At 71.3% G+C, this 26,263-nt stretch carries 25 protein-coding genes; 13 read left to right on the top strand and 12 right to left on the bottom strand.

All coding sequences use genetic code 11. The annotated features are described in order from the left end of the window. Positions 1-2: 2 nt before the first annotated feature. The 4 genes from OG917_RS23995 to mce form a co-directional block, all read right to left on the bottom strand. Positions 3-989, bottom strand: a complete 987-nt coding sequence (locus OG917_RS23995) for an ABC transporter ATP-binding protein (RefSeq protein ID WP_328319677.1) — start codon at positions 987-989, stop codon at positions 3-5. A 196-nt stretch (positions 990-1,185) separates the two neighbouring features. After that, a complete protein-coding gene (locus OG917_RS24000) occupies positions 1,186-2,124 on the bottom strand; it encodes a cellulose-binding protein (RefSeq protein WP_164267514.1) in 939 nt (312 codons plus the stop codon). Between the two features lie 114 nt (positions 2,125-2,238). Beyond that, positions 2,239-5,958 carry a polarized growth protein Scy gene (scy, locus tag OG917_RS24005; RefSeq protein ID WP_328319678.1) on the bottom strand — a complete coding sequence of 1,240 codons (3,720 nt, stop codon included), beginning with the start codon at positions 5,956-5,958 and terminating at the stop codon, positions 2,239-2,241. A 176-nt stretch (positions 5,959-6,134) separates the two neighbouring features. Further along, a complete protein-coding gene (gene mce / locus OG917_RS24010; RefSeq protein WP_328319679.1) occupies positions 6,135-6,605 on the bottom strand; it encodes a methylmalonyl-CoA epimerase in 471 nt (156 codons plus the stop codon). A gap of 134 nt (positions 6,606-6,739) precedes the next feature. Between mce and OG917_RS24015 the strand changes: the two genes are divergently transcribed. Continuing rightward, positions 6,740-7,939 (top strand): acetyl-CoA C-acetyltransferase, encoded by a 1,200-nt coding sequence (locus OG917_RS24015; protein ID WP_328319680.1) that lies wholly within the window; start codon positions 6,740-6,742, stop codon positions 7,937-7,939. 82 nt (positions 7,940-8,021) lie between these two features. Then, positions 8,022-9,017 (top strand): methylmalonyl Co-A mutase-associated GTPase MeaB, encoded by a 996-nt coding sequence (gene meaB, locus OG917_RS24020; protein WP_328322128.1) that lies wholly within the window; start codon positions 8,022-8,024, stop codon positions 9,015-9,017. 63 nt (positions 9,018-9,080) lie between these two features. Here meaB and OG917_RS24025 read toward each other — a convergent pair whose 3' ends face one another. After that, entirely contained in the window at positions 9,081-9,692 is a 612-nt protein-coding gene (locus tag OG917_RS24025) for a PepSY domain-containing protein (protein ID WP_328319681.1), read from the bottom strand. 118 nt (positions 9,693-9,810) lie between these two features. On the opposite strand from OG917_RS24025, the gene OG917_RS24030 reads away from it, so the two are divergent. Continuing rightward, positions 9,811-10,473, top strand: coding sequence for a response regulator transcription factor (locus tag OG917_RS24030; RefSeq protein ID WP_328319682.1), 663 nt, complete (start codon positions 9,811-9,813; stop codon positions 10,471-10,473). Further along, positions 10,470-11,927, top strand: a complete 1,458-nt coding sequence (locus OG917_RS24035; RefSeq protein WP_328319683.1) for a sensor histidine kinase — start codon at positions 10,470-10,472, stop codon at positions 11,925-11,927. Before OG917_RS24030 ends, OG917_RS24035 begins: the two co-directional genes overlap by 4 nt. Positions 11,928-12,026: 99 nt before the next feature. On the opposite strand, the gene OG917_RS24040 is transcribed toward OG917_RS24035, so the two are convergent. The 4 genes from OG917_RS24040 to OG917_RS24055 all read right to left on the bottom strand — a co-directional run bounded on the left by OG917_RS24040 (position 12,027) and on the right by OG917_RS24055 (position 14,683). Beyond that, positions 12,027-12,500 (bottom strand): MarR family winged helix-turn-helix transcriptional regulator, encoded by a 474-nt coding sequence (locus OG917_RS24040; RefSeq protein ID WP_328319684.1) that lies wholly within the window; start codon positions 12,498-12,500, stop codon positions 12,027-12,029. 151 nt (positions 12,501-12,651) lie between these two features. Further along, positions 12,652-13,428 (bottom strand): AIM24 family protein, encoded by a 777-nt coding sequence (locus tag OG917_RS24045; protein ID WP_328319685.1) that lies wholly within the window; start codon positions 13,426-13,428, stop codon positions 12,652-12,654. Further along, positions 13,425-14,075, bottom strand: coding sequence for an AIM24 family protein (locus OG917_RS24050; protein WP_328319686.1), 651 nt, complete (start codon positions 14,073-14,075; stop codon positions 13,425-13,427). Before OG917_RS24050 ends, OG917_RS24045 begins: the two co-directional genes overlap by 4 nt. After that, complete coding sequence (locus tag OG917_RS24055; RefSeq protein ID WP_328322130.1) at positions 14,075-14,683, bottom strand: AIM24 family protein; 609 nt, start codon at positions 14,681-14,683, stop codon at positions 14,075-14,077. Before OG917_RS24055 ends, OG917_RS24050 begins: the two co-directional genes overlap by 1 nt. Positions 14,684-14,904: 221 nt before the next feature. Here OG917_RS24055 and OG917_RS24060 point away from each other — a divergent pair, with 221 nt between their 5' ends. From OG917_RS24060 to OG917_RS24080, 5 genes are all read left to right on the top strand, one after another. Then, on the top strand, positions 14,905-15,252 hold the full coding sequence (locus OG917_RS24060; protein ID WP_164266646.1) for a DUF3817 domain-containing protein: 348 nt from the start codon (positions 14,905-14,907) through the stop codon (positions 15,250-15,252). Further along, positions 15,249-15,542: an MTH1187 family thiamine-binding protein gene (locus OG917_RS24065; RefSeq protein WP_164266645.1), complete on the top strand. Its 294-nt coding sequence runs from the start codon at positions 15,249-15,251 to the stop codon at positions 15,540-15,542. The genes OG917_RS24060 and OG917_RS24065 overlap by 4 nt, the downstream gene beginning before the upstream one ends. 117 nt (positions 15,543-15,659) lie before the next feature. Then, the gene (locus OG917_RS24070) at positions 15,660-16,166 is read left to right on the top strand and encodes a MarR family winged helix-turn-helix transcriptional regulator (RefSeq protein WP_328319687.1); all 507 of its coding nucleotides are present in this window, start codon (positions 15,660-15,662) and stop codon (positions 16,164-16,166) included. 97 nt (positions 16,167-16,263) lie between these two features. Next, positions 16,264-16,602 (top strand): DUF3817 domain-containing protein, encoded by a 339-nt coding sequence (locus OG917_RS24075; RefSeq protein WP_328319688.1) that lies wholly within the window; start codon positions 16,264-16,266, stop codon positions 16,600-16,602. Between the two features lie 72 nt (positions 16,603-16,674). Next, complete coding sequence (locus tag OG917_RS24080) at positions 16,675-18,375, top strand: acyl-CoA mutase large subunit family protein (RefSeq protein ID WP_328319689.1); 1,701 nt, start codon at positions 16,675-16,677, stop codon at positions 18,373-18,375. Between the two features lie 125 nt (positions 18,376-18,500). On the opposite strand, the gene OG917_RS24085 is transcribed toward OG917_RS24080, so the two are convergent. After that, a complete protein-coding gene (locus OG917_RS24085; RefSeq protein ID WP_328319690.1) occupies positions 18,501-19,898 on the bottom strand; it encodes a HAMP domain-containing sensor histidine kinase in 1,398 nt (465 codons plus the stop codon). Further along, complete coding sequence (locus tag OG917_RS24090) at positions 19,895-20,614, bottom strand: response regulator transcription factor (protein ID WP_328319691.1); 720 nt, start codon at positions 20,612-20,614, stop codon at positions 19,895-19,897. Before OG917_RS24090 ends, OG917_RS24085 begins: the two co-directional genes overlap by 4 nt. 64 nt (positions 20,615-20,678) lie before the next feature. Between OG917_RS24090 and OG917_RS24095 the strand changes: the two genes are divergently transcribed. Together OG917_RS24095 and OG917_RS24100 are read left to right on the top strand one after the other, a co-directional pair. Beyond that, positions 20,679-21,833 (top strand): UDP-N-acetylglucosamine--N-acetylmuramyl-(pentapeptide) pyrophosphoryl-undecaprenol N-acetylglucosamine transferase, encoded by a 1,155-nt coding sequence (locus tag OG917_RS24095; protein WP_328319692.1) that lies wholly within the window; start codon positions 20,679-20,681, stop codon positions 21,831-21,833. Further along, the gene (locus tag OG917_RS24100) at positions 21,808-22,815 is read left to right on the top strand and encodes a GDP-mannose 4,6-dehydratase (protein ID WP_328319693.1); all 1,008 of its coding nucleotides are present in this window, start codon (positions 21,808-21,810) and stop codon (positions 22,813-22,815) included. Before OG917_RS24095 ends, OG917_RS24100 begins: the two co-directional genes overlap by 26 nt. Positions 22,816-22,936: 121 nt before the next feature. Here OG917_RS24100 and OG917_RS24105 read toward each other — a convergent pair whose 3' ends face one another. Beyond that, on the bottom strand, positions 22,937-23,560 hold the full coding sequence (locus OG917_RS24105; protein WP_328319694.1) for a TetR/AcrR family transcriptional regulator: 624 nt from the start codon (positions 23,558-23,560) through the stop codon (positions 22,937-22,939). Between the two features lie 384 nt (positions 23,561-23,944). Between OG917_RS24105 and OG917_RS24110 the strand changes: the two genes are divergently transcribed. Then, positions 23,945-24,919 (top strand): tetratricopeptide repeat protein, encoded by a 975-nt coding sequence (locus tag OG917_RS24110; protein WP_328319695.1) that lies wholly within the window; start codon positions 23,945-23,947, stop codon positions 24,917-24,919. A 611-nt stretch (positions 24,920-25,530) separates the two neighbouring features. Beyond that, positions 25,531-26,175, top strand: coding sequence for a DUF6230 family protein (locus tag OG917_RS24115; protein ID WP_328319696.1), 645 nt, complete (start codon positions 25,531-25,533; stop codon positions 26,173-26,175). Positions 26,176-26,263 lie beyond the last annotated feature (88 nt).

Here is a 26,263-nt window from a genome sequence, read left to right on the forward strand (position 1 = left end):
GGTCAGGCCCCCTTCCGCGGGTTCTGGCCCCACCGGGGCTGCTGCCCCTGCTGCGGTGGGGCCCCCGGGGGTGGGTTCTTGCTGCCGTCGTGTGCGTGGTACTCCACCGACTCCGCGGTGAGCTGCATGAACGCCTCTTCGAGTGAAGCCTGCTGGGGACTGAGCTCATGCAGGACGAGCTGGTTCCTTGCGGCGAGCTCGCCGATGTCGGCCGCGGCGGTGCCGTCCACTTCGAGACTGCCGTCGCCGGCCGGGACCGGGTTGTACCCGGCCTGGTGCAGCACGTCGGAGAGCTGTTCCTGCTGCGGGGAGCGCAGCCGTACGTACGATCGTGAGTTCTGCGCGATGAAGTCCGCCATGCTGGTGTCGGCCATCAGCCGGCCCTGGCCGATGACGACCAGGTGGTCGGCGGTGAGGGCCATCTCGCTCATCAGGTGGGACGAGACGAAGATCGTGCGGCCCTGCCCGGCGAGGGACTTCATGAGGTTGCGGATCCAGTGGATGCCCTCGGGGTCCAGGCCGTTCACCGGCTCGTCGAACATCAGGATCTCGGGGTCGCCGAGCAGCACCCCCGCGATGCCGAGCCGCTGCCCCATACCGAGTGAGAAACCCTTGGCGCGCTTCTTCGCCACCGCCGAGAGGCCGACTGTCTCCAGTACCTCGCCGACCCGGGACGCCGGGATGCCGTTGCTCTGTGCGAGGCAGAGCAGATGGTTGTAGGCCGTACGCCCGCCGTGCATCGTCTTGGCGTCGAGCAGGGCGCCGATGTGCCGCAGTGGGTTCTTCAGGTCCGCGTAGTGCCTGCCGTCGATCCGGACGTCACCCCCCGTGGGGTTGTCCAGCCCGAGGACCATGCGCATCGTGGTCGACTTCCCGGCGCCGTTCGGCCCCAGGAAGCCGGTGACGATGCCCGGCCGCACATTGAAGGTGAGCTGGTCGACCGCCGTCTTCTCGCCATAACGTTTGGTCAGCCCCGAGAGTTCGATCACTGCGTTCCGCCTCGTGGTATCGGGTGAGTCGCCTGGCCTTCCCCCTGCCCCCGGCCGGGCTGCAGAATCCTGAGGGCAGCACGGAGGCCAGGCTAGGCGCACGGAAAGCCCCCCGCCACCGGAATGACGAGGGGCTTTCCATGCGCTGCGGAGCAGCGCGGACGGGCGCGGACGCGGCCCCGGGAGAGGCGGCGGGTCAGCGGGTCTGCTGGGCCGGGACCCCGCGGGAGGCCGGCTCCTCGTCGGCCGGCGTACCGGCGGCGGCCACCGCGGCACCGGTCAGCGTGGCCAGCATCTCGCGGACGTTGGTCAGCTGCGCGTTGATCGAGTCGCGGCGGTTGGTGAGCGCAGCCAGCTCGCGCTCCGATTCGCTGCGGATCCGGTCGGCCTTGGCGTTCGCGTCGGCCACGATGTCCTCGGCCTGGCGCTGAGCGGTCTCCACCGTCTGACGGGCGCGGCGCTCGGCGTCCGTACGCAGCTTCTCCGCCTCGAGACGGAGCTGCTCGGCGCGGTGCTCGATCTCCGCCAGGCGCTTCTCGGCCTTGGCCTGACGCGAGGCCAGGTCGCGCTCCGACTGCTCGCGGCGCTTGGCCAGGTTCGTCTCGAAGTCCGCGGCGGCCTGGGCGGCCTTGGCGCGGGTCTCCTCGAAGAGCGCGTCGGCCTCCTCACGCTTGGACTGCGCGTCCTTCTGGGCCTCGGAGCGCAGCGTGGACGCCTCGCCCTTGGCCTTCTCGACGATCCGGACGCCCTCGTCCTCGGCCTTGGCCTTGCGCTCGGCGGCGAAGGACTCGGCATCGTTGCGGACCTGCTGGGCTGCCGACTCGGCGAGCTCACGGTGCTGCTCGGACGCGCGGCGGGCCTCCTCACGGAGGTCCTTCGCCTCCTCCTCGGCGAGCCGGAGGATCTTCTCGACGCGCGCGCCGAGCCCCGCGTACGACGGCTCCGCGTCGTTGACCTGGGCCTGGGCGTTCTGCGTTTCGAGGTGGAGTTCCTCGATGCGCTTTTCCAGAGAGGTGATCCGTGCCAGAGCGCTGTCACGGTCGGCGACGAGCTTGGTAATGCGGTCATCCACCTGACCGCGGTCGTAACCACGCCGCACGAGCTCGAAGCCGAATGGGGAGGAAGTGTCGCTCATGGGTTTCCTGTCGAATGAGACCGGTGAGGTGATAGGGGGAATCCTAGGGGCCGAAGCGGCGTGTCATCGAGCGGATGCCCGTTTGATCTGGAGAATGTCCAGCCTTTTGAGTGGCTAGCCATCAGAAGGCTTGCCACTCGAACGAGTTCCCCCTGCTGCCGCACCTGCCTTGACGCCGTCCGCGCTCTTGCCGCTCCCGGTCGGTGCCTCAAATGATTCCAACGCCTCAAGTACGTCCTGGACACGGGAGATTTCGGCCTGGATGTCCGCCCGGCGGCGCATCAGCACATCGTGCTCGTGGGTGGCTTCCTCGATGAGATGGTCCGACTCGGCGGCGGCGTCCGACTTGAGTTTCTCCGCCTCCTGTATCAGGCCGGCCTTCTTCTGCTCGGCCTCCTTCAGGAGGGCCTCGGCCCGCTTGACGGCGGCGATCCGGACACTGGCCGCCTCCGACTCGGCGTCCGCGACCAGCTCCTTGGCCTTCGCCTCGGCCTCGGCCTGCTGGTCGGCGGCGGCCTTCAGCAGCTTGTCGACGCGTTCCCCCGCCGACTTCAGCTGCTCGGCGGTCTCGCGGCGGGCCCGTTCGTGCAGCTCCTCGATCTCGGCCGTCACCCGGTCCCGCAGCTCCTCCGACCGCTCCCTTATGGCGGTGGCGTCCCGGCGCGCGCCGACGAGCAGCTCGTCGGCGTCCGTACGGGACCGCTCGACCAGGCTGTTGCCCTCGACCGTCGCATCGGATGTGATCCGGTCGGCCTCCTGACGGGCCGCTCCGACCATCGTGTCCGCCTGCGCCTCGGCCTCGGTGGCGGTGCGCAGCGCCTCCTCCTGGGCCTTCGACATCAGCTGGTCGGCCTGTTCCGCGGCGTCCGCGCGGCGCTTGGACGCGACCTCGCGGGCCTCGTCGAGCACCCGGTCGGACTCGGACTGGGCCTCGGCGCGGAGCTGTTCGGCAGTGGCGGCGGCGTCCGTCCTGACCCGCTCGGCCTCCTGCCGGATGCGCTCGGCGGCCTGCTGGGCCGAGCCGACGGTCTCCGCCGCCTCGGCCCGCATCCGCTCCGACTCGCCGGAGGCCTCCGCGATCAGGGCGTCGGCCTGGCCGGCCGCGTCCGAACGGATGCGGTTGGCGTCGTCGCGGGCGTCGGCCCTGGCCCGGGCCGCGTCCTGCTCGGCCGATGCCACCGCGTCGGACGCCTCCGTCCGCATGCGCTGGGCGTACTCGGCGGTGTCCGAGCGCAGCTTGTCCGACTCGGCGATCGCCTCGGAAACGGTCCGTTCCGCCAGGGACTTGGCGGCCTCGGACTCCTCCTGGGCGACGCTCCGGATGCGGCTCGCGTCCTCGGACGCGCGCTCCCGCTCGGCGTGCGCGTCGGAGCGGAGCCGGTCCGCCTCCTCCTGCGCCTCCGTCCTCGTCCGTTCGGCGGCGTGCTCCGCCGCCGAACGCAGTCCGGTGATCTCCTGCTCGGCCTGGTCCTGGAGGCCCGCGACGGAGTCCCGTACCTGCTGGGCGGTCTGCTCGGCGGCCGACACCAGCTCGCCTGCCCTGCGGTCCGCCTCCTCGACCAGCCGCGCGGCCTCAGCCTGCGCCTCCTCGACGCGCTTGCGCGCCGACGCCAGCAGCTCCTCGCTCTGGCTCCGGGCCTGGTTCCGCTCCTGCTCGGCCTCGCCGCGGGCGGACGCGAGGGTCTCCTCCGCCTCCCGGCGGCGCCGGTTGGCCTCGTCCTGGGCTGCGGAGAGCGCCTCCTGCGCCTCCGTGGCGACGCGTTCCGCCGCTGCCGCCGCCTCCGCGCGCATCCGGTCGGCGCTGTCCTGCGCCTCGGACTTGAGCCGCTCGGCCTCCGCGGTGGCCTCGGAGCGCAGCCGTACGGCGATGTTCTCGCCCTCGGCGCGGGCCTGCGAGGCGTCGGCCGCCGCCTCGTCGCGCAGCCGCTCCGCCTCCTGCTCGGCCTGGGTGCGGAGCGCCCTGACCCGCTCGGCCGCCTCGGTGCGCAGCCGCTCGGTCTCGTCCGCGGTCTCCTTGCGGAGCCGCTGCGCCTCGGTGCGGGCGTCGGCCAGCGCCGTCTCGGCGGCGCCCAGCCGCTCCTCGGCCTCGCTGTGCAGCCGTGCCAGCTCGTCGGCCGCCTCGGCCCTGCGGCCCTCTATGCCGCGTTCGTTCTCCTCGCGCAGCGTGCGGGCGGCCTCCTCGGCCTGGGTACGCGTCTCCTCTGCGTGCTCCTCGGCCTCGGCGCCGAGCCGCTCGGCCTCGGCGCGGGTGCGCTCCAGCGTCTCCTCGGCCTGGGTGCGCAGCGTGGTGGCGCGCTCGGCGGCCTCGGCGCGTACCCGCTCCGAATCGGCGGTGGCACCCGAGCGAACCTCGTCCGCGTCGGCCTTCGCCTTGGCCAGCAGTTCCTCGGCGGTCCGTGCCGCCTCCTCGATCTGCTGCACGGCCTCCCGGCGGGCCTCACCGCGGATCCGCTCGCCCTCGGCGACAGCGTCGGCCCGCAGCTGCTCGGCCTCGCCGCGGAGCCTGCGCGCCTCGTCCTGGAGCTCGACCGTCTTGGCCCGGTACTCCTTGGTGTCGTCCTTGGCCGCGCCCTTGAGCTGTTCGGCGGACTCGGCTGCCTGGTCGCTGAGGCGCGCGGCCTCCGCCTCCGCCTCGTGGCGGATCCGCTCGGCCTCATCGGCCGCGGCCCTGGTCGTCGACCTGGCGTCGTCGGAGGCCTTCGTCAGGACCTCCTCGGCGGTCCTGGCGGCCTTGGCCAGCTGGGCGGCGGCCTCCTCGGCCGCTGCCGTACGGGCCTTGTCACCAGCTTCGGCGACCATCCGTTCCGCGGTGCCGCGGGCGTCCTCCAGGGCCTGCTGGGCCTCCGCCTTCAGGGCCTCCGCGTCCTTGGTCGCCTCGCCGACGAGCCGGGCGATCTCGGCCTTCGCGGTGCGGGTGCGCTGCTCGTTGACGGACTCGGCCGTGGTGAGCTGCCTGGCCGCCGTCTCCTTCGCCTCGGTGAGGACCTTCTCGGCCTCGGTGCGCGCCTCGCGCAGCGCGCGGGCGGCCTCCTGGACCCGCTGCTCCGCGCCCCGGCTGAGCTCGGCGGCCTCCTGGCGGGCCTGGTCGGACTCGGCGGTCGTGGACGTACGCAACTGCTCGGCGTGGGTGGTGGCCTCCTGTGCCTGGGCGGACGCGGCGGTGAGCAGCCGCTCCGCCTCGGCGCGGGCCCGGCGCAGGACGCTCTCGGCCTCGCTGCGGGCCGACTCGGCCTCGGAGCCGAGGCGCTGGCGGGCCTCGGTGACCAGCCGCTCGGCCTCGGCGCGGGCAGCGCTCAGGGACTGCTCGGCCTCGGTGCGCGACTCGTCCATGAGCCGGCGCGCCTGGGCCTCGGTCCGCGCACGCAGTTGCTCGGCCCAGGCCACGTTCTCGTTGACGTGCGACTCGACGGTCTGCCGGCGCTCGGCGAGTTCCTGGTCGAGACGCTGGCGCCGCGTCACCGCCTCGCTGTGCAGCTCGGCCTGGAGCCTCGACTGGTGCTCGGCGTGCTCCTGGAGGATGCGCTGCGTCTGGGCGCGGGCCTCACGCAGCTCGCGCTCGGCGTCGGTGCGCAACTGGTCGGCCTGCACCTGCGCGTTCCGCAGCAACTGCTCGGCCTGGTAGCCGATATCCGCCTGGTCGTAGGCAGGACGGGACGCCAGATTGCGGCGCGCCTCGTGGAGCTTGGCGCGCAAGACCTCGACCTGGTAACCGAGGTCCTCGGCGTGCTGGACGGCCTTCTCCCGCTCGGTCTTCAGCCGGTCCATCTCGGCCTCGAACCGCGAAAGATGGTCGTCTTCAGCCCGGTGGCTCTCCTGGCGTTCGTAGCCCCGCACTGCGCGGTCCCATCCGTCCCCTGGTCGCAACACACTCTTCCCGTACGAGCGCCGCCGTCTCAGTGATGACGGGCCCCCGGGGGAATGGTGTCAGATCAACGACGAGGCATGGGTCACAGGCCCCGATCCGGCCCCGGACCGGAGCCGCCCACTCTACCGGCCCGGGTATCCGGAGGTCAGTGCTCCTTACCGGCCAGAGGGTCCGCTCCCTGCGGTGTGCCGTGCGGCGCGGCCGCCGTGACCAGTTCCGTCAGCACCCCGTGGCAGTCCTTGGGGTGCAGGAAGGTGATCCGCGAACCCATGGACCCGGTGCGCGGCTCGTCGTACAGCACACGGACTCCCTTGTCCCGAATGTCCTGGGAGTCGGTGTCCACGTCCGCGGTGCCGAAAGCGATGTGGTGCACGCCCTCGCCGTTCTTGGCCAGCCATTTGCCCACCGCGGAGTCCTCGCGGACGGGCTCCAGGAGCTGGAGACAGGAGGCGCCGCCGTCGGACGTCTCATTGATCTTGAGCATGGCCTCCCGGACGCCCTGCTCCTCGTTGACCTCGGTGTGGAACACCTCGAAGCCGTATGTCGCCCGGTAGAACTCGACAGTCTTGTCGAGGTCGAAGCAGGCGATCCCGATGTGGTCGATTCGCGTCAGCATTCCCCCAGTGCAGCGCGCCGACACATGGTTACGCAACGTGCGCGCGATCACATGGGCAGAGCGATGACGAGCGGGGTACCGCTCAGTACATTCGAGTAAACCCTCGTTCACTCTCTTCCAAGGGGCCGCGCCTCATGTCTGGAACGAACAGCAGTACTTCCGTGATCGTCGCGGGAGCCAGGACCCCGATGGGCCGGCTCCTCGGTTCGCTCAAGTCCTTCTCCGGCGCCGATCTCGGCGCCTTCGCGATCAGGGCCGCGATGGAACGCGCCGGCATCGGCGGCGACCAGGTGCAGTACGTGATCATGGGGCAGGTGCTCCAGGCCGGGGCAGGGCAGATCCCGGCCCGCCAGGCCGCCGTCAAGGCGGGCATCCCCATGAACGTCCCCGCGCTGACCATCAACAAGGTCTGCCTCTCCGGGCTCGACGCCATCGCCCTGGCCGACCAGCTCATCCGCGCAGGTGAGTTCGATGTGGTGGTGGCCGGCGGCCAGGAGTCCATGACCAACGCCCCGCACCTGCTGCCGAAGTCCCGCGAGGGCTACAAGTACGGCGCGGTCGAGATGCTCGACTCGATGGCGTACGACGGCCTCACCGACTCCTTCGACGCCATCCCCATGGGTGAGTCGACCGAGCGGCACAACACCCGTCTCGGCATCGACCGCGCCCCGCAGGACGCCTTCGCCGCCACCTCCCACCAGCGGGCCGCCGCCGCGCAGAAGAACGGCCTGTTCGAGGCCGAGATCACGCCGGTCGAGATCCCGCAGCGCAAGGGCGACCCGGTCCTCTTCTCGCAGGACGAGGGCATCAGGCCCGAGACCACGGCCGAGTCGCTCGGCAAGCTCCGCCCGGCCTTCGCCAAGGACGGCACGATCACGGCGGGCACCTCCTCGCAGATCTCCGACGGTGCGGCGGCGGTCGTGGTGATGAGCAAGGCCAAGGCCGAGGAGCTGGGCCTCGACTGGATCGCGGAGATCGGTGCGCACGGCAATGTCGCGGGCCCCGACAACTCCCTCCAGTCCCAGCCCTCACACGCCATCCAGCACGCGCTGGGCAAGGAGGGCATCGGCGTCGACGACCTCGACCTCGTCGAGATCAACGAGGCGTTCGCGGCCGTCGCCGTCCAGTCGATGAAGGACCTCGGTGTCCCGGCGGAGAAGGTGAACGTCAACGGCGGCGCGATCGCCCTCGGTCACCCCATCGGGATGTCCGGGGCCCGGGTGGTCCTGCACCTCGCCCTTGAGCTGAAGCGGCGCGGCGGCGGTACCGGCGCCGCCGCCCTGTGCGGTGGCGGCGGGCAGGGCGACGCCCTGATCGTGCGCGTGCCCAAGTAGGAGCGGTGCCGGGGCCGCGGACACCCGGCCGCGGCGGACACCCGGATACGGAATCGGACTGAGCGGAGCTGTGAACGTGGACATGGACGTCCCCACCCTGGTCGAACAGGCCCGTGAGGGCAGGCCCCGGGCCGTCGCCCGGCTGATCTCCCTGGTGGAGGGGGCGTCCCCGCAGCTGCGCGAGGTGATGGCGCGGCTGGCACCGCTGACGGGCGGTGCGTACGTCGTCGGGCTGACCGGTTCGCCGGGTGTCGGCAAGTCGACATCCACGTCCGCGCTGGTCTCGGCGTACCGGCGGGCCGGGAAACGGGTCGGTGTCCTCGCCGTCGACCCCTCCTCGCCCTTCTCCGGGGGCGCGCTGCTCGGCGACCGCGTCCGGATGTCCGAGCACGCGTCCGACCCGGGTGTCTACATCCGCTCGATGGCCACCCGGGGGCATCTGGGCGGCCTCGCCTGGGCCGCTCCGCAGGCGATCCGGGTGCTGGACGCCGCGGGGTGCGACGTGGTGCTGGTGGAGACGGTCGGCGTCGGCCAGTCCGAGGTGGAGATCGCCTCCCAGGCCGACACGTCGGTGGTGCTCCTCGCGCCGGGCATGGGCGACGGCATCCAGGCCGCCAAGGCCGGGATCCTGGAGATCGGCGATGTGTACGTGGTCAACAAGGCCGACCGGGACGGCGCGGACGCCACCGCGCGGGAGCTCAACCACATGCTGGGTCTGGGCGAGGCGCGCGGCGCCGGGGACTGGCGTCCGCCCATCGTGAAGACGGTGGCGGCGCGAGGCGAGGGCATCGACGAGGTCGTCGAGGCGCTGGAGAAGCACCGGGCCTGGATGGAGGAGCACGGTGTCCTCGGCGAGCGCCGCCGGGCCCGCGCGGCGCACGAGGTCGAGACGATCGCGGTGACGGCCCTGCGCGAACGGATCGGCGACCTGCGCGGGGACCGTCGCCTCGACGCCCTGGCCGAGCGGATCGTGACGGGCACCCTGGACCCGTACGCGGCGGCGGACGCCCTGGTGGAGGCCGTGACGGACGGGCCTCCGGGGGCGGCAGGGACACAGGCCTCCCCGGACCGGGACTGAGACCGGGGGCAGGGCGGGCACGGCTGCTCCGTGCCGGGCCCGCCCTGCCTGATGTGTCCGGGTTCAGTCGTCGTCCCCGCCGTCCCCGTCGTCTTCGTGCTGATGCCGGTGCAGGTGGTCGGACGTGACCCTGCCGGTGTTCAGGTCGATGCGGACTTCGTGCCGTGAGCCGTCGCGGGCCGTCACGTCGGACTCCCAGCGGCCGTTGTCCAGTTCGACCGATGTGACGGTGCCGGGGATGGTCGCGCGGGCCGCCGACGCGGCACGGACGGCGGTGACCGGGGCTCCCTTGCGGTCGTCCTGGTCGCCCCGGTCCTGGCGTGACGAGACGACCCTGCCGGACTGCCGGTCCAGTCGCAGCTCGTGCCAGGCACCGTCCTTGCCGTAGAGGTCCACCTCCCAGCTTCCGTGGTCCAGTTCGGCGGAGGTGACCGTACCGGGCACGGACGCCCGGGCCGACCGGACCACCCGGTCGACGGTGACCTCGCCACCGGAGGCGGCGTCGGTGCGGGCGGGCCGGGCCGGTGCGGGCGCCGCCTTCGTGGTGGCGGTGGACCCGGCCCGGGCGGCGCCGGGGCCGGAACCGCCGCCGTCGGCGATGGCGACCCCGGTGGCCGTGCCGGCTGCCGCCAGGGCGGCAGCCGCGACGCATGCGATGACGTGGTTGCGCTTCATGGGGGATTCCTCCGTCTCTCCGGCTGCTTCGGACGGTTCCCAATCTGCCGGGGGCTCGCTGAACGCAGCCTGAACCCTGCTGAAGAATCCTTCAGCCCGGATTTGGGAGGCTGTCCCCATGCGCCTGTTGATCGTGGAGGACGAGAAGCGGCTCGCGGTGTCCCTCGCCCGCGGCCTCACCGCCGAGGGTTACGCCGTCGATGTCGTGCACGACGGGCTCGAAGGGCTGCACCGGGCCGCCGAGGGCCCGTACGACCTGGTCATGCTCGACATCATGCTGCCCGGGATGAACGGCTACCGGGTCTGCGCGGCTCTCAGGGCCGCGGGCAACGACGTGCCCATCCTGATGCTGACCGCCAAGGACGGGGAGTACGACGAGGCCGAGGGGCTGGACACCGGGGCGGACGACTACCTCGCCAAGCCGTTCTCCTATGTCGTCCTCGTCGCCCGGATCAAGGCGCTGCTGCGCAGGCACGCCGCGGGACGGCCCTCGCCGGTACTGACCGCGGGCAGCCTCACCGTCGACACCGCCACCCGCCGCGTGCACCGTGAGGGCGACGAAGTCACCCTCACGGCAAAGGAGTTCGCCGTCCTGGAGCAACTCGCCGTACGCCAGGGCGAAGTGGTCGGCAAGCCGGAGATCCTGGAGCACGTCTGGGACTTCGCCTACGAGGGCGACCCGAACATCGTCGAGGTGTACGTGAGCGCCCTGCGGCGCAAACTGGGCGCCGACCGTATCCAGACCGTGCGCGGCGCGGGCTACCGGCTGGTCGCCAGATGAGCCGGCTCTTCGGCTCCGTTCGGGCCAGGGCGGCGCTGGGTGCGACCGGCGTCGTCGCCGTCGCACTGGTCGTCACGGGCCTCGCCGTCCTGCTCGTCCTGCGGTCGAATCTCACCGGGCAGACCGATCTGCGTGCTCAGGTCGCCGCCCAGGACGTCGCCTCGCAGGTCGCCCTGGACGTCCCGTACGACAAGCTCGACCTGCCGGACTCCGACGAGAACCCCGTGCAGGTGGTCGCCGAGCACGGCAGGCTGCGAGCCGCCAGCGACGACCTGGACGCGGTGACGGGGACGGAGACCACCGCGGTGCGGCCGGAGGGCTCCGCCGACAGCGACAGCGGCCATGACGACGGCGATCACGGCGATGGCGGCGATGACGGCGATCCGTCGCGCGGCAAGGTCTCGCACGACGACGCCCGCTTCAGCTCCGGCACCGCGACCGTCGACGGCGACACCGCCGACTACCGGTTCGCCGCCGTCGAGGTGACCAACGGCAGCGACGGCACCCTGGTCGTCTACGCGGGCGCGCCCCTCACCACCGAGCAGAGCGCCGTCAGCCAGGTCCGCAGCGTGATGCTGATCGTGCTGCCCGCCCTGCTGCTGGTCGTGGGGGGTGTCACCTGGCTGGTCACCCGGCGCGCTCTGCGCCCGGTCGAGGGGATCCGGCAGGAGATGGCGGCGATCACCGCGTCCGAGGACCTGGCCCGGCGGGTCCCGGAGCCCGGTTCGCACGACGAGGTGGCCCGGCTGGCCCGTACCACCAACGAGACCCTGACCGCCCTGGAGAAGTCCGTCGACCGCCAGCGCCGCTTCGTCGCGGACGCCTCGCACGAACTGCGCAGCCCCATCGCGAGTCTCCGTACCCAGCTGGAGGTCGGCGCCGCGCATCCGGAGCTGCTGGACGTGGACGGCGCGGTCGCGGACACCGTGCGGCTCCAGCAACTGGCAGCCGATCTCCTGCTGCTCGCCCGGCTGGACGCGGGGGAGCGGCCCGCAGCGGCGCGCATAGATCTGGGGGAGCTGGTGCGCGAGGAGGTGTCACGGCGGGGCCCGGGCCGGGTGCCGGTGACGGTCCGCGCCCCCGGCGGGCTCGAAGTGGCAGGCTCACGCGGGCAGTTGGCGCGGGTCATCGGCAATCTCCTGGACAACGCCCAGCGGCACGCCCGCGCGGAGGTCGAGGTGTCCGCGCAGGCGCGGGCCGGGCGGCTCGTGGTGGAGGTCGCCAACGACGGCCCCGGAGTACCGCCCGCCCAGCGAGAGCGGATCTTCGAGCGGTTCGTACGGCTGGACGACGCCCGCACCCGTGACGAGGGCGGCGCCGGTCTCGGCCTGGCCATCGCGCGCGACGTGGCGCAGCGGCACGGCGGGACGCTCACCGTGCGCGACGGCGCCGTCTTCGCGCTGGACCTGCCCGCCGCGCGGGCCCGGGAGTGGTCGGGTACCGACACCCCCTGAGACGCGGGTGACCGGGTGAGGGGCCGGCCCCTCACCGAGCCGGGTCCGGCCGGCCGTGGGCCCGCCGGGCGGAGCGGCCTGCGGATCCGCGAGGCGGGCTCAGCCCTTGCGCAGTCCCCGCAGCTGGTCGGCGACCGGTGTCAGCGACTCGCGCAGCCCGGCCAGCGCCTCGGGGGTCAGCATGTCGATGAAGTGCCTGCGCACCGACGCCACATGGTGGGGCGCGACCTTGTGCATGGTCTCGCCGCCGAGGTCGGTCAGGACGGCGAACAGCCCGCGCCGGTCCGACTCGCAGTTCTCCCTGCGGACCAGCCCGGCCTTCTCCATCCGGGTGATCTGGTGCGAGAGGCGGCTCTTGGACTGGAGGGTGGCGGCGGCGAGATCGCTCATCCGCATCCGCCTGTCGTCGGCCTCGGAGAGATTGACCAGGATCTCGTAGTCGTTCATCGTCAGTCCGAACGGCTGGAGGTCCTTCTCCATCTGGTACGTCAGCAGCCTGTTCACGTCCAGATAGGTGCGCCAGGCGCACTGCTCCGCGTCGCTCAGCCACCGGGTGGCCGTCTCGGTCTCCATATGAGAATTCTACCTAAGAAGTTGAATATTGGACAATTCTGGTGAGTGATATCACCCGGCGCGCACCGCGCCGCGCCACCGTGACCCGGTGGCGATCGGGCGCATATGCCGGGTGTTCAGATGTTCGACGTTACACTCCGCAGGCTATCGCTCACAGCCCGAAGCGGCGCTGAAGATCCCCTACCTGGCCGGGAAAGCGCGATCCTGGGCCGTTTTGGCCGGAACGGGGCCCCTGTCCACCGGGAACGCCCGGTTCGCCCGGGACCGAACCGGTCGGTTTCCCGGGCAGCAGCGCCTCGGTCGACTGGAGCAGGACCGTCCCGGCGCCCACGAACTCGAACTGGTGCTCCTCGCCCGAGACGCCCCCGAGGCCGGTGAGCGACCTGATGCCGCCCAGCACCCCCGTCATATAGGCGTGGTCGTAGTGGTGGCACGGTGAAGGGCAGTCCGCCCAGCCGACCAGCGCCTGTGGGTCGACGCGGATCGGCGGCTCCATGAAGACGACCGGGCCGTTCGAGGCGGCCACGAACTTCCCCGTCCCGATCAGGGTCAGGAAGCCGGGCACGATCGACTGCTTCAGGGAGAGGGACGGTTCGAACGCCAGCAGATTCCCCGAACGGATCGTGAGATTGCCGTCGTCCAGATCGAAGGAGTTCACGTCGAAGGCGCGGTCGGCGAGCAGCATCTTCCCCGTGCCCTCGGCCACCACCCAGTCCGCTGCGTGCATCGGCGAGTGGAAGCTGCTGCGCAGCAGATGGTCGAAGCGGCCGTTGCCGAAGCCGCTGTAGTCGATCCGCCCGTAGTAGGCGATCATCTTGCCCTTCTGCAGGAACCACTGGCTGCCGCTGAGTTCCACGCAGAAGGTGTACTGGTTGACGTTGTCGTTGGCCGGCAGCGTCATCGGGTCATGGACCACCGGTCCCGTCACAGCTTCTCCTCCGATGCCTGCACATAGACCGCGCCGCTGCCGGACAGTTCGAGCTGGAACGCCTCGCCCGAGCCGCGCCCCACCATCTCCCGCCACCCCAGCGCCGCCGAGAGCTTGTTCCGTACGTCCCCGTGGTGGGCGACGTACGCCTGCGGGTCCACGTGCACCGGCCCCTGTGGAGTGATCGGCAGTTCGACCACCCCGCCGTGCGCCATCACCGCCACCGCGCCGTGTCCCTTGAGCGTCGTGGTGAACAGGCCCTGACCGGTGACCTGACCGCGCACCATCCCCATGACACCGCCCTGCGAGCCCATGAACATCGTGCCCTGCTGGAGCGAACCGTCGAAGGCCAGCAGCCGGTCCGCCTCCACGTAGAGGGTGTCGCCGGCCAGCGAGATCACCTGGATGTGGTGGCCGCCGTGCCCGAACATCACCGTGCCCCGGCCCTCCACCGTCATCAGCGGCGTCGCCTCATTGGCCACCCGCCGCCCGATCATGGACATCACGCCGCCCTGACCGCCCTGGATGTTCGGGGTGAAGGTCACCTCGCCCCGGTACGCGAGCATCGCCCCGCGCTGGCTGTAGAGCTTCTGGCCGGGCACCACCGTGGCCTCGATCATCTTCGAGTTGATCTCGGTGAACGGCATCAGATGTCACCGCCGATCGTGTCGCGCTCGCTCGGCTGCACATAGACCAGCCCCTCGCCCTCGAACCGGATCTGGAAGGACTCACCGGATCCCTCGCCCATGAGGGTCCGCAGGCCGACCCCGGTCTGGAAGTGCTGCTGGAGGCTGCCGGTGTGCGCGATGTAGGCGCCCGGGTCCACCATCAGCGGGTACTGCGGGCTGACCCGCAGGACGACCGCGGGCCCCTCCGACATCACCGCGGCCTGCCCCGTCCCCTCCACAGTGGTGGTGAACAGGCCGTTGCCCTGGGAGGCCCCGCGCAGCCCGGTGAAGGTCGTGCCGGTGCGCAGCCCGGCGTCCGTGCAGAGGAGGTTGCTCGCCTCCACATGGAGCTTCTCGCCGTGCAGGGTGACGAGATTGATCTCGGTGGCGCGGTCGGCGAAGTAGCAGGTGCCCTTGCCGCGCACCTCCATCACGGTCATGTGTTCGCCGGCCAGGCGCCGGGTCACCATCCCGCGGAGCCCCTCACCGCCGCCCGACATCTTCTTGAAGGTCATCTGGCCGTCGTAGGCGACCATCGAGCCGTTCTTCGCTTTGACGGCGTCGCCTGTCATGTCGACGGCGAGCATCTTGCTGCCTTGGAGTCGGAACTGAGCCACGGTCCGAAGGTAACGGGCCGGAGGCGGTACGCACAGGGTCCCCGGGGCGTAGACGCACCCTGAAAGAGCCCTGATATGCGGGGCTGCCACAATGGTTCCGAGTTTGTGCGCACTTTCACAAGATCACGCTTCCGTGTGACCGATGGCGCGCACCACCCCGAACCCGCCGCCCGCTGCCGAAGGTTTCCTCCGTGGACATCAAGACCGCATCCGCAATCCGCCGCCTCCGCCTGGTCTCCGCCCCCGAGGCGGTCTCCTTCCTGCTGCTGCTCATCTGCTCGGTCCTCAAGCGGACCACGGACTTCAACGCGGTGCCGGTCATGGGCATGGTGCACGGCGTCCTCTTCGTGCTCTACGTGATCTTCTGGGCCGACGCCTGGAACCGAGCCAAGTGGTCCGCCGGGACCGGCATCCTCTACTTCGTGCTCTCGGTGCTGCCCACCGGCGGCTTCTTCGCCGAGCGCAAGCTGCGCCGCGAGGCGGAGAACGCGGTCATCGCCTCCCGCGCGCGCCGCGAGGGCGTGGTGGAGACGTCATGATCGTCGCGTTCTCGGTCTCCCCGCTGGGTGTCGGTGAGGACGTCGGCGAGTACGTCGCCGACGCGGTCCGTGTCGTGCGCGAGTCGGGCCTGCCGAACCGCACCGATGCCATGTTCACCTCCATCGAGGGGGAATGGGACGAGGTGATGGACGTCGTCAGGCGCGCCGTCCAGGCCGTCGAGGCGCGTGCGCCGCGGGTCTCGCTCGTCCTCAAGGCGGACATCAGGCCGGGGGTCACCGACGGCCTGACCTCCAAGGTCGAAACGGTCGAGCGGCACCTGGCGCCCTGAACCGGCGGCCCGCTCTCCGCGCGGTTCCGGCCGCCGTGAGGAGGTCGCCCTCCGGTCCGCGGACCGAAGGGCGAGACGGGGCTGACCGTCATATGACCGGCCGGTAGGGTCGATGCCGTGCCGAAGCCGCTCAGTCTTGCCTTCGATCCCATCGCGCGCGCCGACGAACTCTGGCAGCAGCGCTGGGGCCCCGTGCCCTCGATGGCCGCCATCACCTCGATCATGCGGGCGCACCAGATCCTGCTCGCCGAGGTCGACGCGGTCGTCAAGCCGTACGGGCTGACCTTCGCCCGCTACGAGGCGCTGGTGCTGCTCACCTTCTCCAAGGCGGGCGAGCTGCCGATGTCCAAGATCGGCGAGCGGCTGATGGTGCACCCCACATCGGTGACGAACACCGTCGACCGGCTGGTGAAGTCGGGCCTGGTCGACAAGCGCCCCAACCCGAACGACGGGCGCGGCACGCTGGCCTCCATCACCGGCAAGGGCCGCGAGGTCGTCGAGGCGGCCAGCGCGGATCTGATGGCGATGGAGTTCGGCCTGTCCGCGTACGACGCGGAGGAGTGCGGCGAGATCTTCGCGATGCTCAGGCCGCTGCGGGTGGCGGCGGACGACTTCGAGGAGTAGGCGCAGGGGTGCGCGCCGGGTGTGCTCCGTGCGATGCCCCGCCCGGAGTGGCAACCCCGCCGAAGATCGCCCAAAGCACCCGGATACGCTCGACGGCATGAAACGAAGCGTGCTGACCCGCTACCGCGTGATGGCCTACGTCACCGGTGTGCTGCTGGTCCTGCTGACCCTGGGCGTGATCGCCAAGTACCTGCTGGACATCAACGGGGCGACCGGTTTCGTCAGCATCGTCGGCATCGCGCACGGCTGGCTGTACGTGGTCTACCTGATCTTCGCGTTCGACCTCGGCTCGAAGGCGAAATGGCCGGTGGCCAAGCAGATCTGGGTGCTGCTGGCCGGTACGGTCCCGACCGCCGCCTTCTTCGTCGAGCGCAAGATCTCGCGCGAGCTGGAGCCCCGGATCAGCCCGGCGGTACCGGTCACCGCCAAGGCGTAATCCTGCCGCCCGCACGATGTGCGGGCGGTCTGCCATCGACAGATACTAGGACGTCCTAGTAAATTCATGGGTATGGACGCTCACGCCATTGAAGAGGGCCGCAGCCGCTGGCAGGCCAGGTACGACAAGGCCCGCAAGCGGGACGCCGATTTCTCCACCCTGTCCGGCGACCCGGTGGACCCGGTCTACGGGCCCAGGCCCGGCGACACCTACGAAGGGTTCGAGCGGATCGGCTGGCCCGGCGAGTATCCGTACACCCGCGGGCTGCACGCCACCGGCTACCGCGGTCGTACCTGGACGATCAGGCAGTTCGCCGGCTTCGGCAACGCCCGGCAGACGAACGAGCGCTACAAGACCATTCTGGCCAACGGCGGCGGCGGCCTCTCGGTCGCCTTCGACATGCCGACCCTGATGGGCCGCGACTCCGACGAGCCGAAGGCGCTCGGCGAGGTCGGCCACTGCGGGGTGGCCATCGACTCGGCCGCCGACATGGAGGTCCTCTTCCAGGACATCCCGCTCGGCGACGTCACCACGTCCATGACGATCAGCGGCCCGGCCGTCCCGGTCTTCTGCATGTACCTGGTCGCCGCCGAGCGGCAGGGCATCGACCCGGCCGTGCTCAACGGCACGCTGCAGACCGACATCTTCAAGGAGTACATCGCGCAGAAGGAGTGGCTCTTCCAGCCCGAGCCGCATCTGCGCCTGATCGGCGACCTGATGGAGCACTGCGCCGCGTCCATCCCGGCGTACAAGCCGCTCTCGGTCTCCGGCTATCACATCCGTGAGGCGGGTGCGACGGCCGCGCAGGAGCTGGCGTACACCCTCGCCGACGGCTTCGGCTACGTGGAACTGGGCCTCTCGCGCGGAATGGACGTGGACGTCTTCGCTCCGGGCCTGAGCTTCTTCTTCGACGCCCATGTCGACTTCTTCGAGGAGATCGCCAAGTTCCGCGCGGCGCGCAGGATCTGGGCGCGCTGGATGAAGGACGTCTACGGCGCGCGGACCGACAAGGCGCAGTGGCTCCGCTTCCACACCCAGACGGCCGGGGTCTCGCTGACCGCGCAGCAGCCGTACAACAACGTCGTACGGACCGCCGTCGAGGCGCTGGCCGCTGTCCTCGGCGGTACCAACTCCCTGCACACCAACGCCCTGGACGAGACGCTCGCGCTGCCGAGCGAGCAGGCGGCGGAGATCGCGCTGCGGACGCAGCAGGTGCTGATGGAGGAGACCGGCGTCGCCAACGTGGCGGACCCGCTGGGCGGCTCCTGGTACATCGAGCAGCTCACCGACCGTATCGAGGCGGACGCGGAGAAGATCTTCGACCAGATCAAGGAGCGCGGTCTGCGGGCCCACCCCGACGGGCAGCACCCGATCGGCCCGGTCACCTCGGGCATCCTGCGCGGCATCGAGGACGGCTGGTTCACCGGCGAGATCGCCGAATCCGCCTTCCAGTACCAGCGCTCGGTCGAGAAGGGCGACAAGCGGGTCGTCGGCGTCAACTGCCTGCACGGCTCCGTCACCGGCGACCTGGAGATCCTGCGCGTCAGCCACGAGGTGGAGCGCGACCAGGTCCAGGAGCTGGTGGGCCGCAAGGCCGCCAGGGACGACGCCCGCGTGCGGGCGGCGCTGGACGCGATGCTCGCCGCCGCCCGGGACGGCTCGAACATGATCGAGCCGATGCTGGCCGCCGTCCGGGTGGAGGCGACGCTCGGCGAGATCTGCGGCGTGCTGCGGGACGAGTGGGGCATCTACACGGAGCCGCCGGGCTTCTGACCGCACCGGACGACGGCGCCCGGGGCACGGCCCCGGGCCCCGGGCTCACCACCCGGTGGCATCCCGCACCGCACGGGCGGCCTCCGCCACCGTCCGCCCCTCGGTGGCCACCCGCACCCCGCGAGTCACGGCAGGCTCAGCCGGAAGAGGGCCCCGCCGCCCGGCGCCTGCTCCGCGGTGAGCTCCGCCCCGTGCGCCCGGGCGATCTGGCGGGCCATCGCGAGGCCCAGGCCGGAGCCGGGCAGCGCTCGGGCGGCGCGGGCCCGGTAGAAGCGGTCGAAGACATACGGCAGGTCGGCGGGGGAGATCCCGGGCCCGTGGTCGCGCACGGTCAGCTCCGCGGCGCCGACGTCGATCTCGATCTCGCCGCCCGCACCGGAGAACTTCGCCGCGTTGGAGAGCAGATTGGCGATCAGCCGGGAGAGCCGCGCCGGCACACCGTTCAGGACCGGGTCGCCGGCCGTCCGTACGGTGAAGACGAGCGCCGGCCAGTGGCCGCGGGCCGCGGCCACCGCGTGCTCGGCCAGCGGAACCAGCCGCACGCTCTCCACCAGCGGTACGGGCTCCTCGTCGCGGGCCAGTTCGATCAGGTCGTTCACCAGCGTCGTCACCTCATGGATCTGCCGGGTGAGCGCGCCGGCCGCCCTGTCGCGCTGCGCCTCGGTCAACCGGTCGGCCCGGGAGAGGAGCTCGGCGTTGGTGCGCAGGGCAGTGAGCGGGGTGCGCAGTTCGTGGGAGGCGTCCGCCACCAGTCTGCGCTGGGCCGTGACGGACTGCTCCAGCTCACCCAGCATGGTGTTGAACGTCGTGGCCAGCCGGGTGACCTCGTCCTCCCGGGTCACGGGGCCCGGGGGCAGTTCGATGCGGTGGCGGGGGTCCCTGGTCGCCGCGATCCGCTCGGCGGCCCGGGTGAGACGGGCGACGGGCGCCAGACCGGTGCGCGAGACCCAGTAGCCCAGTGCCGCGGCGATCAGCACCCCGCCGCCGCCGACGGCCGCGAGCAGCTGGGCGGTCCGCCGCACACTGGTCTCCACCGGATCGGCGCGGAGGGCGACCTGCACCGCCTCGCGGTGGCCGAAGGTGGTGGTGAGCATCCGGGTGGGGCGCCCCTCCAGGGTGATGTTGCTGACGTACGGGGCGCGCCTGCCCGCGGCGACCTCCCGTACGGGGCGCGAGACCGGCAGCAGGTACGGCTCCCGGGGATCCGCCGCCGGATCCGCGGGGACGATCTGCGAGCAGGCGGGGGACGCCAGATACCGGCACTGGCCCTCGACGACCCCGGGCTGCTCACGCCCTCCGCCCGCCAGGGCCGCCGACTGGATGAGGTTGAGGTCCAGCTGGTGGTAGATCTCGTACCGCTGGACGAAGAAGGCCGCCGCGCAGACACCGAGTGCCACCAGCGCGACGGCCGCCGACGCGGTCAGGGCGAGCCGGGTGCGCAGCGGTCGGCGGCGGCGCCAGCGTGCGCCGAGCCGGTGGGAGGGCGCCCGCCGTGAACCGGTGCGGTCGCCGTGGCCGGTCACGGCGTGTCCAGCCGGTAGCCGACCCCGTGCACCGTGTGGACCAGGCGCGGTTCACCGGCCGCCTCCAGCTTGCGGCGCAGATAACCGATGTAGACCGCGAGGGAGTTGGAAGCGGGGCCGAAGTCCTGGCCCCAGACCCGCTCCAGGATCAGCTCCCGGGTGAGCACCTGGCCCGGGTGGCGCAGCAGCAGATCGAGCAGGGCGAACTCGGTCCGGCTGAACTCGATGGGGCGCCCGGCGCGATGCCCGGTGCGTGTCGCGGGATCCACGCTCAGATCCGCGTACGCCAGCGTGCCCGGCTCCTCATCGGCCGGTGCGGCCCGCCGCAGCAGCGCCCGTACCCGGGCGACCAGTTCGTCCAGTGCGAAGGGCTTCACCAGATAGTCGTCGGCGCCCGCCTCCAGGCCGTCCACCCGCTCGCTCACCGAGTCCAGAGCGGTCAGCACCAGCACGGGCGTGCGGTCGCCGACGGCCCGCAGCCTGCGGCAGACCGCGAGGCCGTCGAGGACCGGCATCATCACATCGAGCACGACCGCGTCCGGCTGCCAGGAGGAGACCGCCGAGAGCGCCGCGAGACCGTCGGCCTCGCCCCGCACCTCGAATCCCTCGACCGCGAGACCGTCCTCGACCGCCACGCGCACCTCCGGCTGGTCGTCCACGACCAGGATCTTTCGCTGCCGTGGGGCTGGTGCGGGAGGGTACGGGTGCGGGTTCATGGAGCAAAGCCTGCCAAACCCGCCTCTTAGAACCCTCTTACCCCGCGGCGCGAGTGTGCTCCCCATGCGCACACCACTCTCCGTCGTGATCGGTGCGGGCGGCACCGGCGGGCACATCTACCCCGGCCTGGCCCTCGCCGACGCACTGCGCCGGGCCGTACCCGGCGCGGTGATCTCCTTCGTCGGTACCGAACGCGGCCTCGAAACCACGCTCATACCCGGCGCCGGATACCGGCTGCACACCGTCGACATGATCCCTTTCGACCCGGCGCTCGGCGCCAGACGCTATCTGCTGCCCGCGGCCCTGCTGAAGTCGGGAGTGCAGTGCCGGACGATCCTGCGTGAGCAGCGGGCACAGATCGCGGTCGGTATGGGCGGCTACCCCAGCGCGCCGGTCGTTCTCGGCGCGCGGATGGCCGGGCTGCCGAGCGTCATCCACGAGTCCAACGCGGTGCCCGGCCGCGCCAACCAGTTCGCGGCCCGGCTCACCCCGCATCTGACCGTGGCCTTCGACCGGAGCCGTGCCCACCTCTCCGGCGGTGAGAACGCGGAGACCGTCGGTATGCCGATCGCCGCTCCCATCGCCGCCCTCGACCGCCCCGCACTGCGGGCGGAGGCCCGCCGCGCGCTCGGTGTCCCCGCCGGGGCACGGCTGCTGCTGGTCAACGGCGGCAGCCTCGGCGCCGCCCGGCTCACCGCCGCCGCGGTCGGGCTCGCGGCCCGCTGGCAGGCGCGTACGGACGTCCATCTGCTCATCAAGACCGGCCCGGCCGCCCTGGAGGCGGCACGGGCCCGGCTCACCGACGAGGGCGGCAGCCGGATCGCCCGGGCCGTCCCCTACCTGGACCGGATGGACCTCGCGTACGCGGCGGCCGACCTCGTCGTCTGCCGCGCCGGATCGGCCACGGTCGCCGAGCTCGCCACCACCGGGGTCCCCGCGGTCCTCGTCCCGTACCCGCACGCGCCGGGCGACCACCAGACCCACAACGCCCGCGTCCTCGGCGACGCCGGGGCGGGGGTGCTGCTCACCGACGCCGAGACCACGGACGAGCGGCTCGCCGGCGTGGTGGGCCCGCTCCTCGCCGACCCCGCCCGGCTCGCCGCGATGAGCGGCGCGGCCGACCCCTCCAGCCATGCCCGTGCAGCGGATCTGCTCGCCGCCCGGGTCCTGTCCCACGCAAAGGAGTTCACCCATGACCACCTCGCCGACCACCACTGACTGGCAGAACCGCACCGTCCTCGTCACCGGAGCCGAGGGCTTCATCGGGTCGGCCCTGGTCGACCTGCTGGTGGAGAGGGGCGCGCGGGTCCGGGCGTTCGTCCACTACAAGCCGTACGGCGAGAAGGGCCACCTCGCCCGCCATCTGGGCAGCTCCCGGGTCGAGATGGTGGCGGGCGACGTCCGGGACGCGGGCCGGGTGGACGACGCCGTCGCGGGCTGCGACACGGTCTTCCACCTCGCCGCGCTGATCGGCATCCCGTACAGCTACGACGCCCCCGGCGCGTACGTGGCCACGAATGTCGTCGGCACCGAGAACATCGCCGAGGCCTGCCGCCGGCACTCGGTACGCCGTCTCCTGCACACCTCGACCAGCGAGGTGTACGGGACGGCGCTCACCGCCCCGATCAGCGAACGGCACCCGCTCCAGCCGCAGTCCCCGTACTCCGCGTCGAAGATCGGCGCCGACATGATGGCCCTCTCGCACTGGCACGCCTTCGAGCTGCCGGTGACGGTGGTGCGGCCCTTCAACACCTACGGTCCCCGGCAGTCCGCGCGGGCCGTCATCCCCACGATCCTCGCCCAACTCCACTCAGGGGCACGGCAGATCAAGCTCGGCTCGCTCACTCCGACCCGCGACTTCACGTATGTGACGGACACCGCGCGCGGCTTCCTCGCGCTGGCCGACTGCGACCGCGCGCTGGGTGAGAGCGTCAATCTCGGTACCGGTCAGGAGATTTCGATCGGGGACCTGGCGCAGGCGCTGATCGAGGCTTCCGGCCGTGACGCGGAGGTCGTCGTCGACCCGGCCAGGCTCCGCCCGTCGGGCAGCGAGGTCCAGCGGCTGCTCTCGGACAACTCGCGGGCCCGCGAGTGGGCGGGCTGGCAGCCCGAGGTCCCGCTCACCGAGGGGCTGAAGCACACCTCGGAGTGGATCGCCGAGCACCTGCACCTGTTCGCGGCGGACCGCTACCAGGTCTGAACCGCCACCAGGTCCGGGCTGCCGGATCTGCCCACTGCCGGGCCCGGCAGGCGCCCGGTCCGGCAGCCGCCCGGCTGTTCCCGGGCCCGGCGGGTGGTCACGCCGCGGGCCCGGCGGGTGGTCACGCCGGGGGGAGCGGAGCGCTCAGTCCGGCACAGAGCAGCACGGTGAATTCGCGGGCCCACTCCTCGTCCACCGGCTCCGCGCTCACCAGCGCCCGGTGCACCACCGCACCGGCGACCACGTCGAAGATCAGGTCGGTGTGCCGGGCCGAGGTCTCGGGGTCCTCCCCGGAGGGGAGCTCGCCCCGGGCCTGGGCCCGCTCACGCCCGATGGTCACCAGCCGCTTCTGCCGGTCGACGATGGCCGAGCGGATCCGGGCGCGCAGCGCCTCGTCGCTGATCGACTCGGCCACCACCGCCATCAGCGCGGTCTTGGTCTCGGGCCGGGCGAGGAGTGCGGCGAACTGGAGCACCACACCCTCGATGTCCGCGGCCAGACTGCCCCGGTCGGGCAGTTCGAGTTCGTCGAAGAGGACCGCCACGGCGTCCACGACCAGCTCGTTCTTGTGCGACCAGCGGCGGTAGAGGGTCGTCTTCGCCACCCCGGCGCGGGTCGCGACGTCACCCATGGTCAGCTTCGACCAGCCCAGTTCGACCAGAGCGGCTCTCGTCGCCACGAGGATCGCGGTATCGGCCTCTGCGGAGCGTGGGCGACCCGTTCGGGTGGGCTTGCTGAGGGGCATGACCGCGACCATACCGGTCAGTAGCTCCGCCGCCGTGAGTCAGATCACGGGAAACCGCCGGGGATTTTTCTCCCGCAGCTCCCGGCCTACCAGTTACGCTACGAGTCGTAGCGTAAGGAGGCGCGAGCGCGCCCCGACCGCACGAGCACCACGCGACGACCACGCGAGAACCGGGTACCGCACACCGCACAACAGCACGACAGAGCCACTGGCGCCAGGGTGGGGACCCTGCGCCCGTCCCAGGCCCCTCACCGGGCCGACGGCCTGTGTCCGTCCGTACGCCCCGCATCCGGCGGGGGGTGTACGGACGGGCCGGGCCTGTACCACCGGCGGATTACGCCAACAGCTTTCCTGAACGAGCGGCGGAGGGGGGAGGATGTACGTATGCAGCCTAGGAACATGTCCATGAGCGGCGTCGTCGACCTCGCCGCAGTCAAGGCCGCCGGCGAGGCCCGGCAGAAAGCGGAGCAGGCGCGCGCCGAGACCGCCAGGCAGGGCGGCGCCGCCGCGGTGTCGCCCGTCTCGCTGGTGATCGACGTCGACGAAGCCGGTTTTGAGCACGACGTCATCCAGCGCTCCGCCGAGGTCCCGGTCGTCATCGACTTCTGGGCCGAGTGGTGCGAGCCGTGCAAGCAGCTCGGTCCGCTCCTGGAGCGCCTCGCCGTCGAGTACAACGGCCGTTTCCTGCTCGCCAAGGTCGACGTCGACGCCAACCAGATGCTGATGCAGCAGTTCGGGATCCAGGGGATTCCGGCCGTTTTCGCCGTGGTCGCCGGACAGGCGCTGCCGCTCTTCCAGGGCGCGGCACCCGAGACGCAGATCCGGCAGACCCTCGACCAGCTGATCCAGGTCGGCGAGGAGCGCTTCGGGATCACCGGCATCGCGGTCGACCCGGAGGCCGTACCCGCGCAGGACGAGGAGCCGGCCGAGGTCCCCGCCGGTCCGTACGACGCACAGCTCGAAGCGGCGGTGCAGGCGCTGGACGCCAATGACTTCGACGGCGCCGTCGCGGCGTACCGCGGTGTCCTCGCGCAGGATCCGGCGAACGAGGAGGCCAAGCTCGGCCTCGCCCAGGCCGAACTGCTGGGCCGGGTCCAGGGGCTGGACCCGCAGCAGGTCCGGAAGGACGCGGCCGACGAGCCGGCCGACGTCCCGGCCCAGATCGCCGCGGCCGACCTCGATCTGGTCGGCGGTCATGTGGAGGACGCCTTCGGTCGTCTGGTCCAGACCGTGCAGCGCACGGTGGGTGACGACCGCGAGAGCGCGCGGATCCATCTGCTCCAGCTCTTCGAAGTGATCGGTGCCGACGATCCGAGGGTGACCGCCGCCCGTACCGCCCTGGCGCGGGTGCTCTTCTGACGCTGCTTCTGAACAGTCACTAAACGCGCGGTGTCCGTGGGTTGCCGCTGACGATTTGGCGACACGGAGATAACAGACGGCTGCACTTTGCCAAAACTTGGCTATTGCGGCCGTCTGTTACTGCGAGTAAATCCGGTACCTCCTTCTGCCCGGTTATGGGCGCCTACCGACCGATGTAGCGCTGGTGTCGGCTCCACCCTGTGTGCCCGAGCGATATCGGCCGGTCGCGGTTCGGTTATCCGGCCGTTACTAGCCGGTAACGAACCCCTTGTGTCACAGCCGCGAATGCACCACGATCGGCCACGCTCGGTCCAATAACGCACCGGCGCGACATCCGGTCGCGACGTGGCCGTTTGGGTCCCCACCGAGCCGGTCGGCGGCAATGACGCCGGCTGCGGGACAGGGGGGTTCCTGCCACCCGGCGGGGCCTGTCCAGCGGTTGCGCGAAGGCGTGGCCAGTGGTTGTCGCTCGGGGGTGATCGCCGGTGCTTCGGACGCGGTTCGCGCTTCTGAACCGGGCGCTCTCCTTCCCGAGGACGTAGCACTTCTCCCATCCCAGGACGGGCTTCGAACCCGATCCGGAGATGTACGTCCGAGAAGGAGGAAACTAAGTGAGTTCCCAGGTACGTGGCGGAACCAGATGGAAGCGGTTCGCGCTTGTCATGGTGCCGAGCGTGGTCGCCACCGCTGCGGTGGGCGTAGGCCTCGCGCAGGGTGCGCTCGCCGCTTCGTTCAGCGTGTCCGGACAGAGCTTCAAGGTCAGTGCCGACCAGCTGGTCGGCCAGGACTTCGTCCAGTACGGCAGTGTCGCGACGGGCAAGGACCTGAACGGCAAGGACGCCGCGCACGCGGTGGCCGTGTCGGGCTTCAGCAGCGCCACGATCAACAACATGTGTCAGTCGGTTGTCACGCCGAACCTGCCGTTCGGCCTGGGCAGCGTGACCCTGCAGCTGCACGCGGGCACCAAGGCCAAGAGGCCGGTCGAGGCGACGAATCTGTACCTCGACGTCGCGAGCCTCGACGCGGATGCGACGTTCAAGAACATCGACATCGGTGTTGCGGCCGGTGACCCGTCGAACAAGACGGGCATCGAGCACGGCACGGAGAAGGCCGTCAACCCGAACGGCTTCGCGCAGCGCGCCGATGAGGCGACGCTGCAGCACGTGAAGCAGACGGCATGGGCGACCACGGCCGGCACCTTCAAGCTCAGCAACTTGAGCCTGAGGCTCAAGTCGGGCGTCAAGGAGTGCTACTAAGCACGCCCGGGCGGCCGGAGTACCCGCGCGGTACTGCGGCCGCCCGAACCCCCCTACTTCTCAGAGCAACACCGGTACCAGGGAGCTG

Origin of the sequence: Streptomyces sp. NBC_00388 (assembly GCF_036061255.1) — a bacterium.
Lineage (GTDB): Bacteria > Actinomycetota > Actinomycetes > Streptomycetales > Streptomycetaceae > Streptomyces.

Bases quoted from the DNA above. Each gene is read 5' to 3' on its own strand.
- OG917_RS24015 (WP_328319680.1), top strand. From the start codon at position 6,740: ATGTCTGGAACGAACAGCAGTACTTCCGTGATCGTCGCGGGAGCCAGG.
- mce (WP_328319679.1), bottom strand. From the start codon at position 6,605: ATGCTGACGCGAATCGACCACATCGGGATCGCCTGCTTCGACCTCGAC.
- meaB (WP_328322128.1), top strand. From the start codon at position 8,022: ATGGACGTCCCCACCCTGGTCGAACAGGCCCGTGAGGGCAGGCCCCGG.
- OG917_RS24090 (WP_328319691.1), bottom strand. From the start codon at position 20,614: ATGAACCCGCACCCGTACCCTCCCGCACCAGCCCCACGGCAGCGAAAG.
- OG917_RS24040 (WP_328319684.1), bottom strand. From the start codon at position 12,500: ATGGAGACCGAGACGGCCACCCGGTGGCTGAGCGACGCGGAGCAGTGC.
- OG917_RS24080 (WP_328319689.1), top strand. From the start codon at position 16,675: ATGGACGCTCACGCCATTGAAGAGGGCCGCAGCCGCTGGCAGGCCAGG.
- OG917_RS24065 (WP_164266645.1), top strand. From the start codon at position 15,249: ATGATCGTCGCGTTCTCGGTCTCCCCGCTGGGTGTCGGTGAGGACGTC.
- OG917_RS24055 (WP_328322130.1), bottom strand. From the start codon at position 14,683: ATGCTCGCCGTCGACATGACAGGCGACGCCGTCAAAGCGAAGAACGGC.
- OG917_RS24075 (WP_328319688.1), top strand. From the start codon at position 16,264: ATGAAACGAAGCGTGCTGACCCGCTACCGCGTGATGGCCTACGTCACC.
- OG917_RS24105 (WP_328319694.1), bottom strand. From the start codon at position 23,560: ATGCCCCTCAGCAAGCCCACCCGAACGGGTCGCCCACGCTCCGCAGAG.
- OG917_RS24025 (WP_328319681.1), bottom strand. From the start codon at position 9,692: ATGAAGCGCAACCACGTCATCGCATGCGTCGCGGCTGCCGCCCTGGCG.
- OG917_RS24100 (WP_328319693.1), top strand. From the start codon at position 21,808: ATGACCACCTCGCCGACCACCACTGACTGGCAGAACCGCACCGTCCTC.
- OG917_RS24110 (WP_328319695.1), top strand. From the start codon at position 23,945: ATGCAGCCTAGGAACATGTCCATGAGCGGCGTCGTCGACCTCGCCGCA.
- OG917_RS24000 (WP_164267514.1), bottom strand. From the start codon at position 2,124: ATGAGCGACACTTCCTCCCCATTCGGCTTCGAGCTCGTGCGGCGTGGT.
- OG917_RS24030 (WP_328319682.1), top strand. From the start codon at position 9,811: ATGCGCCTGTTGATCGTGGAGGACGAGAAGCGGCTCGCGGTGTCCCTC.
- OG917_RS24095 (WP_328319692.1), top strand. From the start codon at position 20,679: ATGCGCACACCACTCTCCGTCGTGATCGGTGCGGGCGGCACCGGCGGG.
- OG917_RS24050 (WP_328319686.1), bottom strand. From the start codon at position 14,075: ATGCCGTTCACCGAGATCAACTCGAAGATGATCGAGGCCACGGTGGTG.
- OG917_RS24035 (WP_328319683.1), top strand. From the start codon at position 10,470: ATGAGCCGGCTCTTCGGCTCCGTTCGGGCCAGGGCGGCGCTGGGTGCG.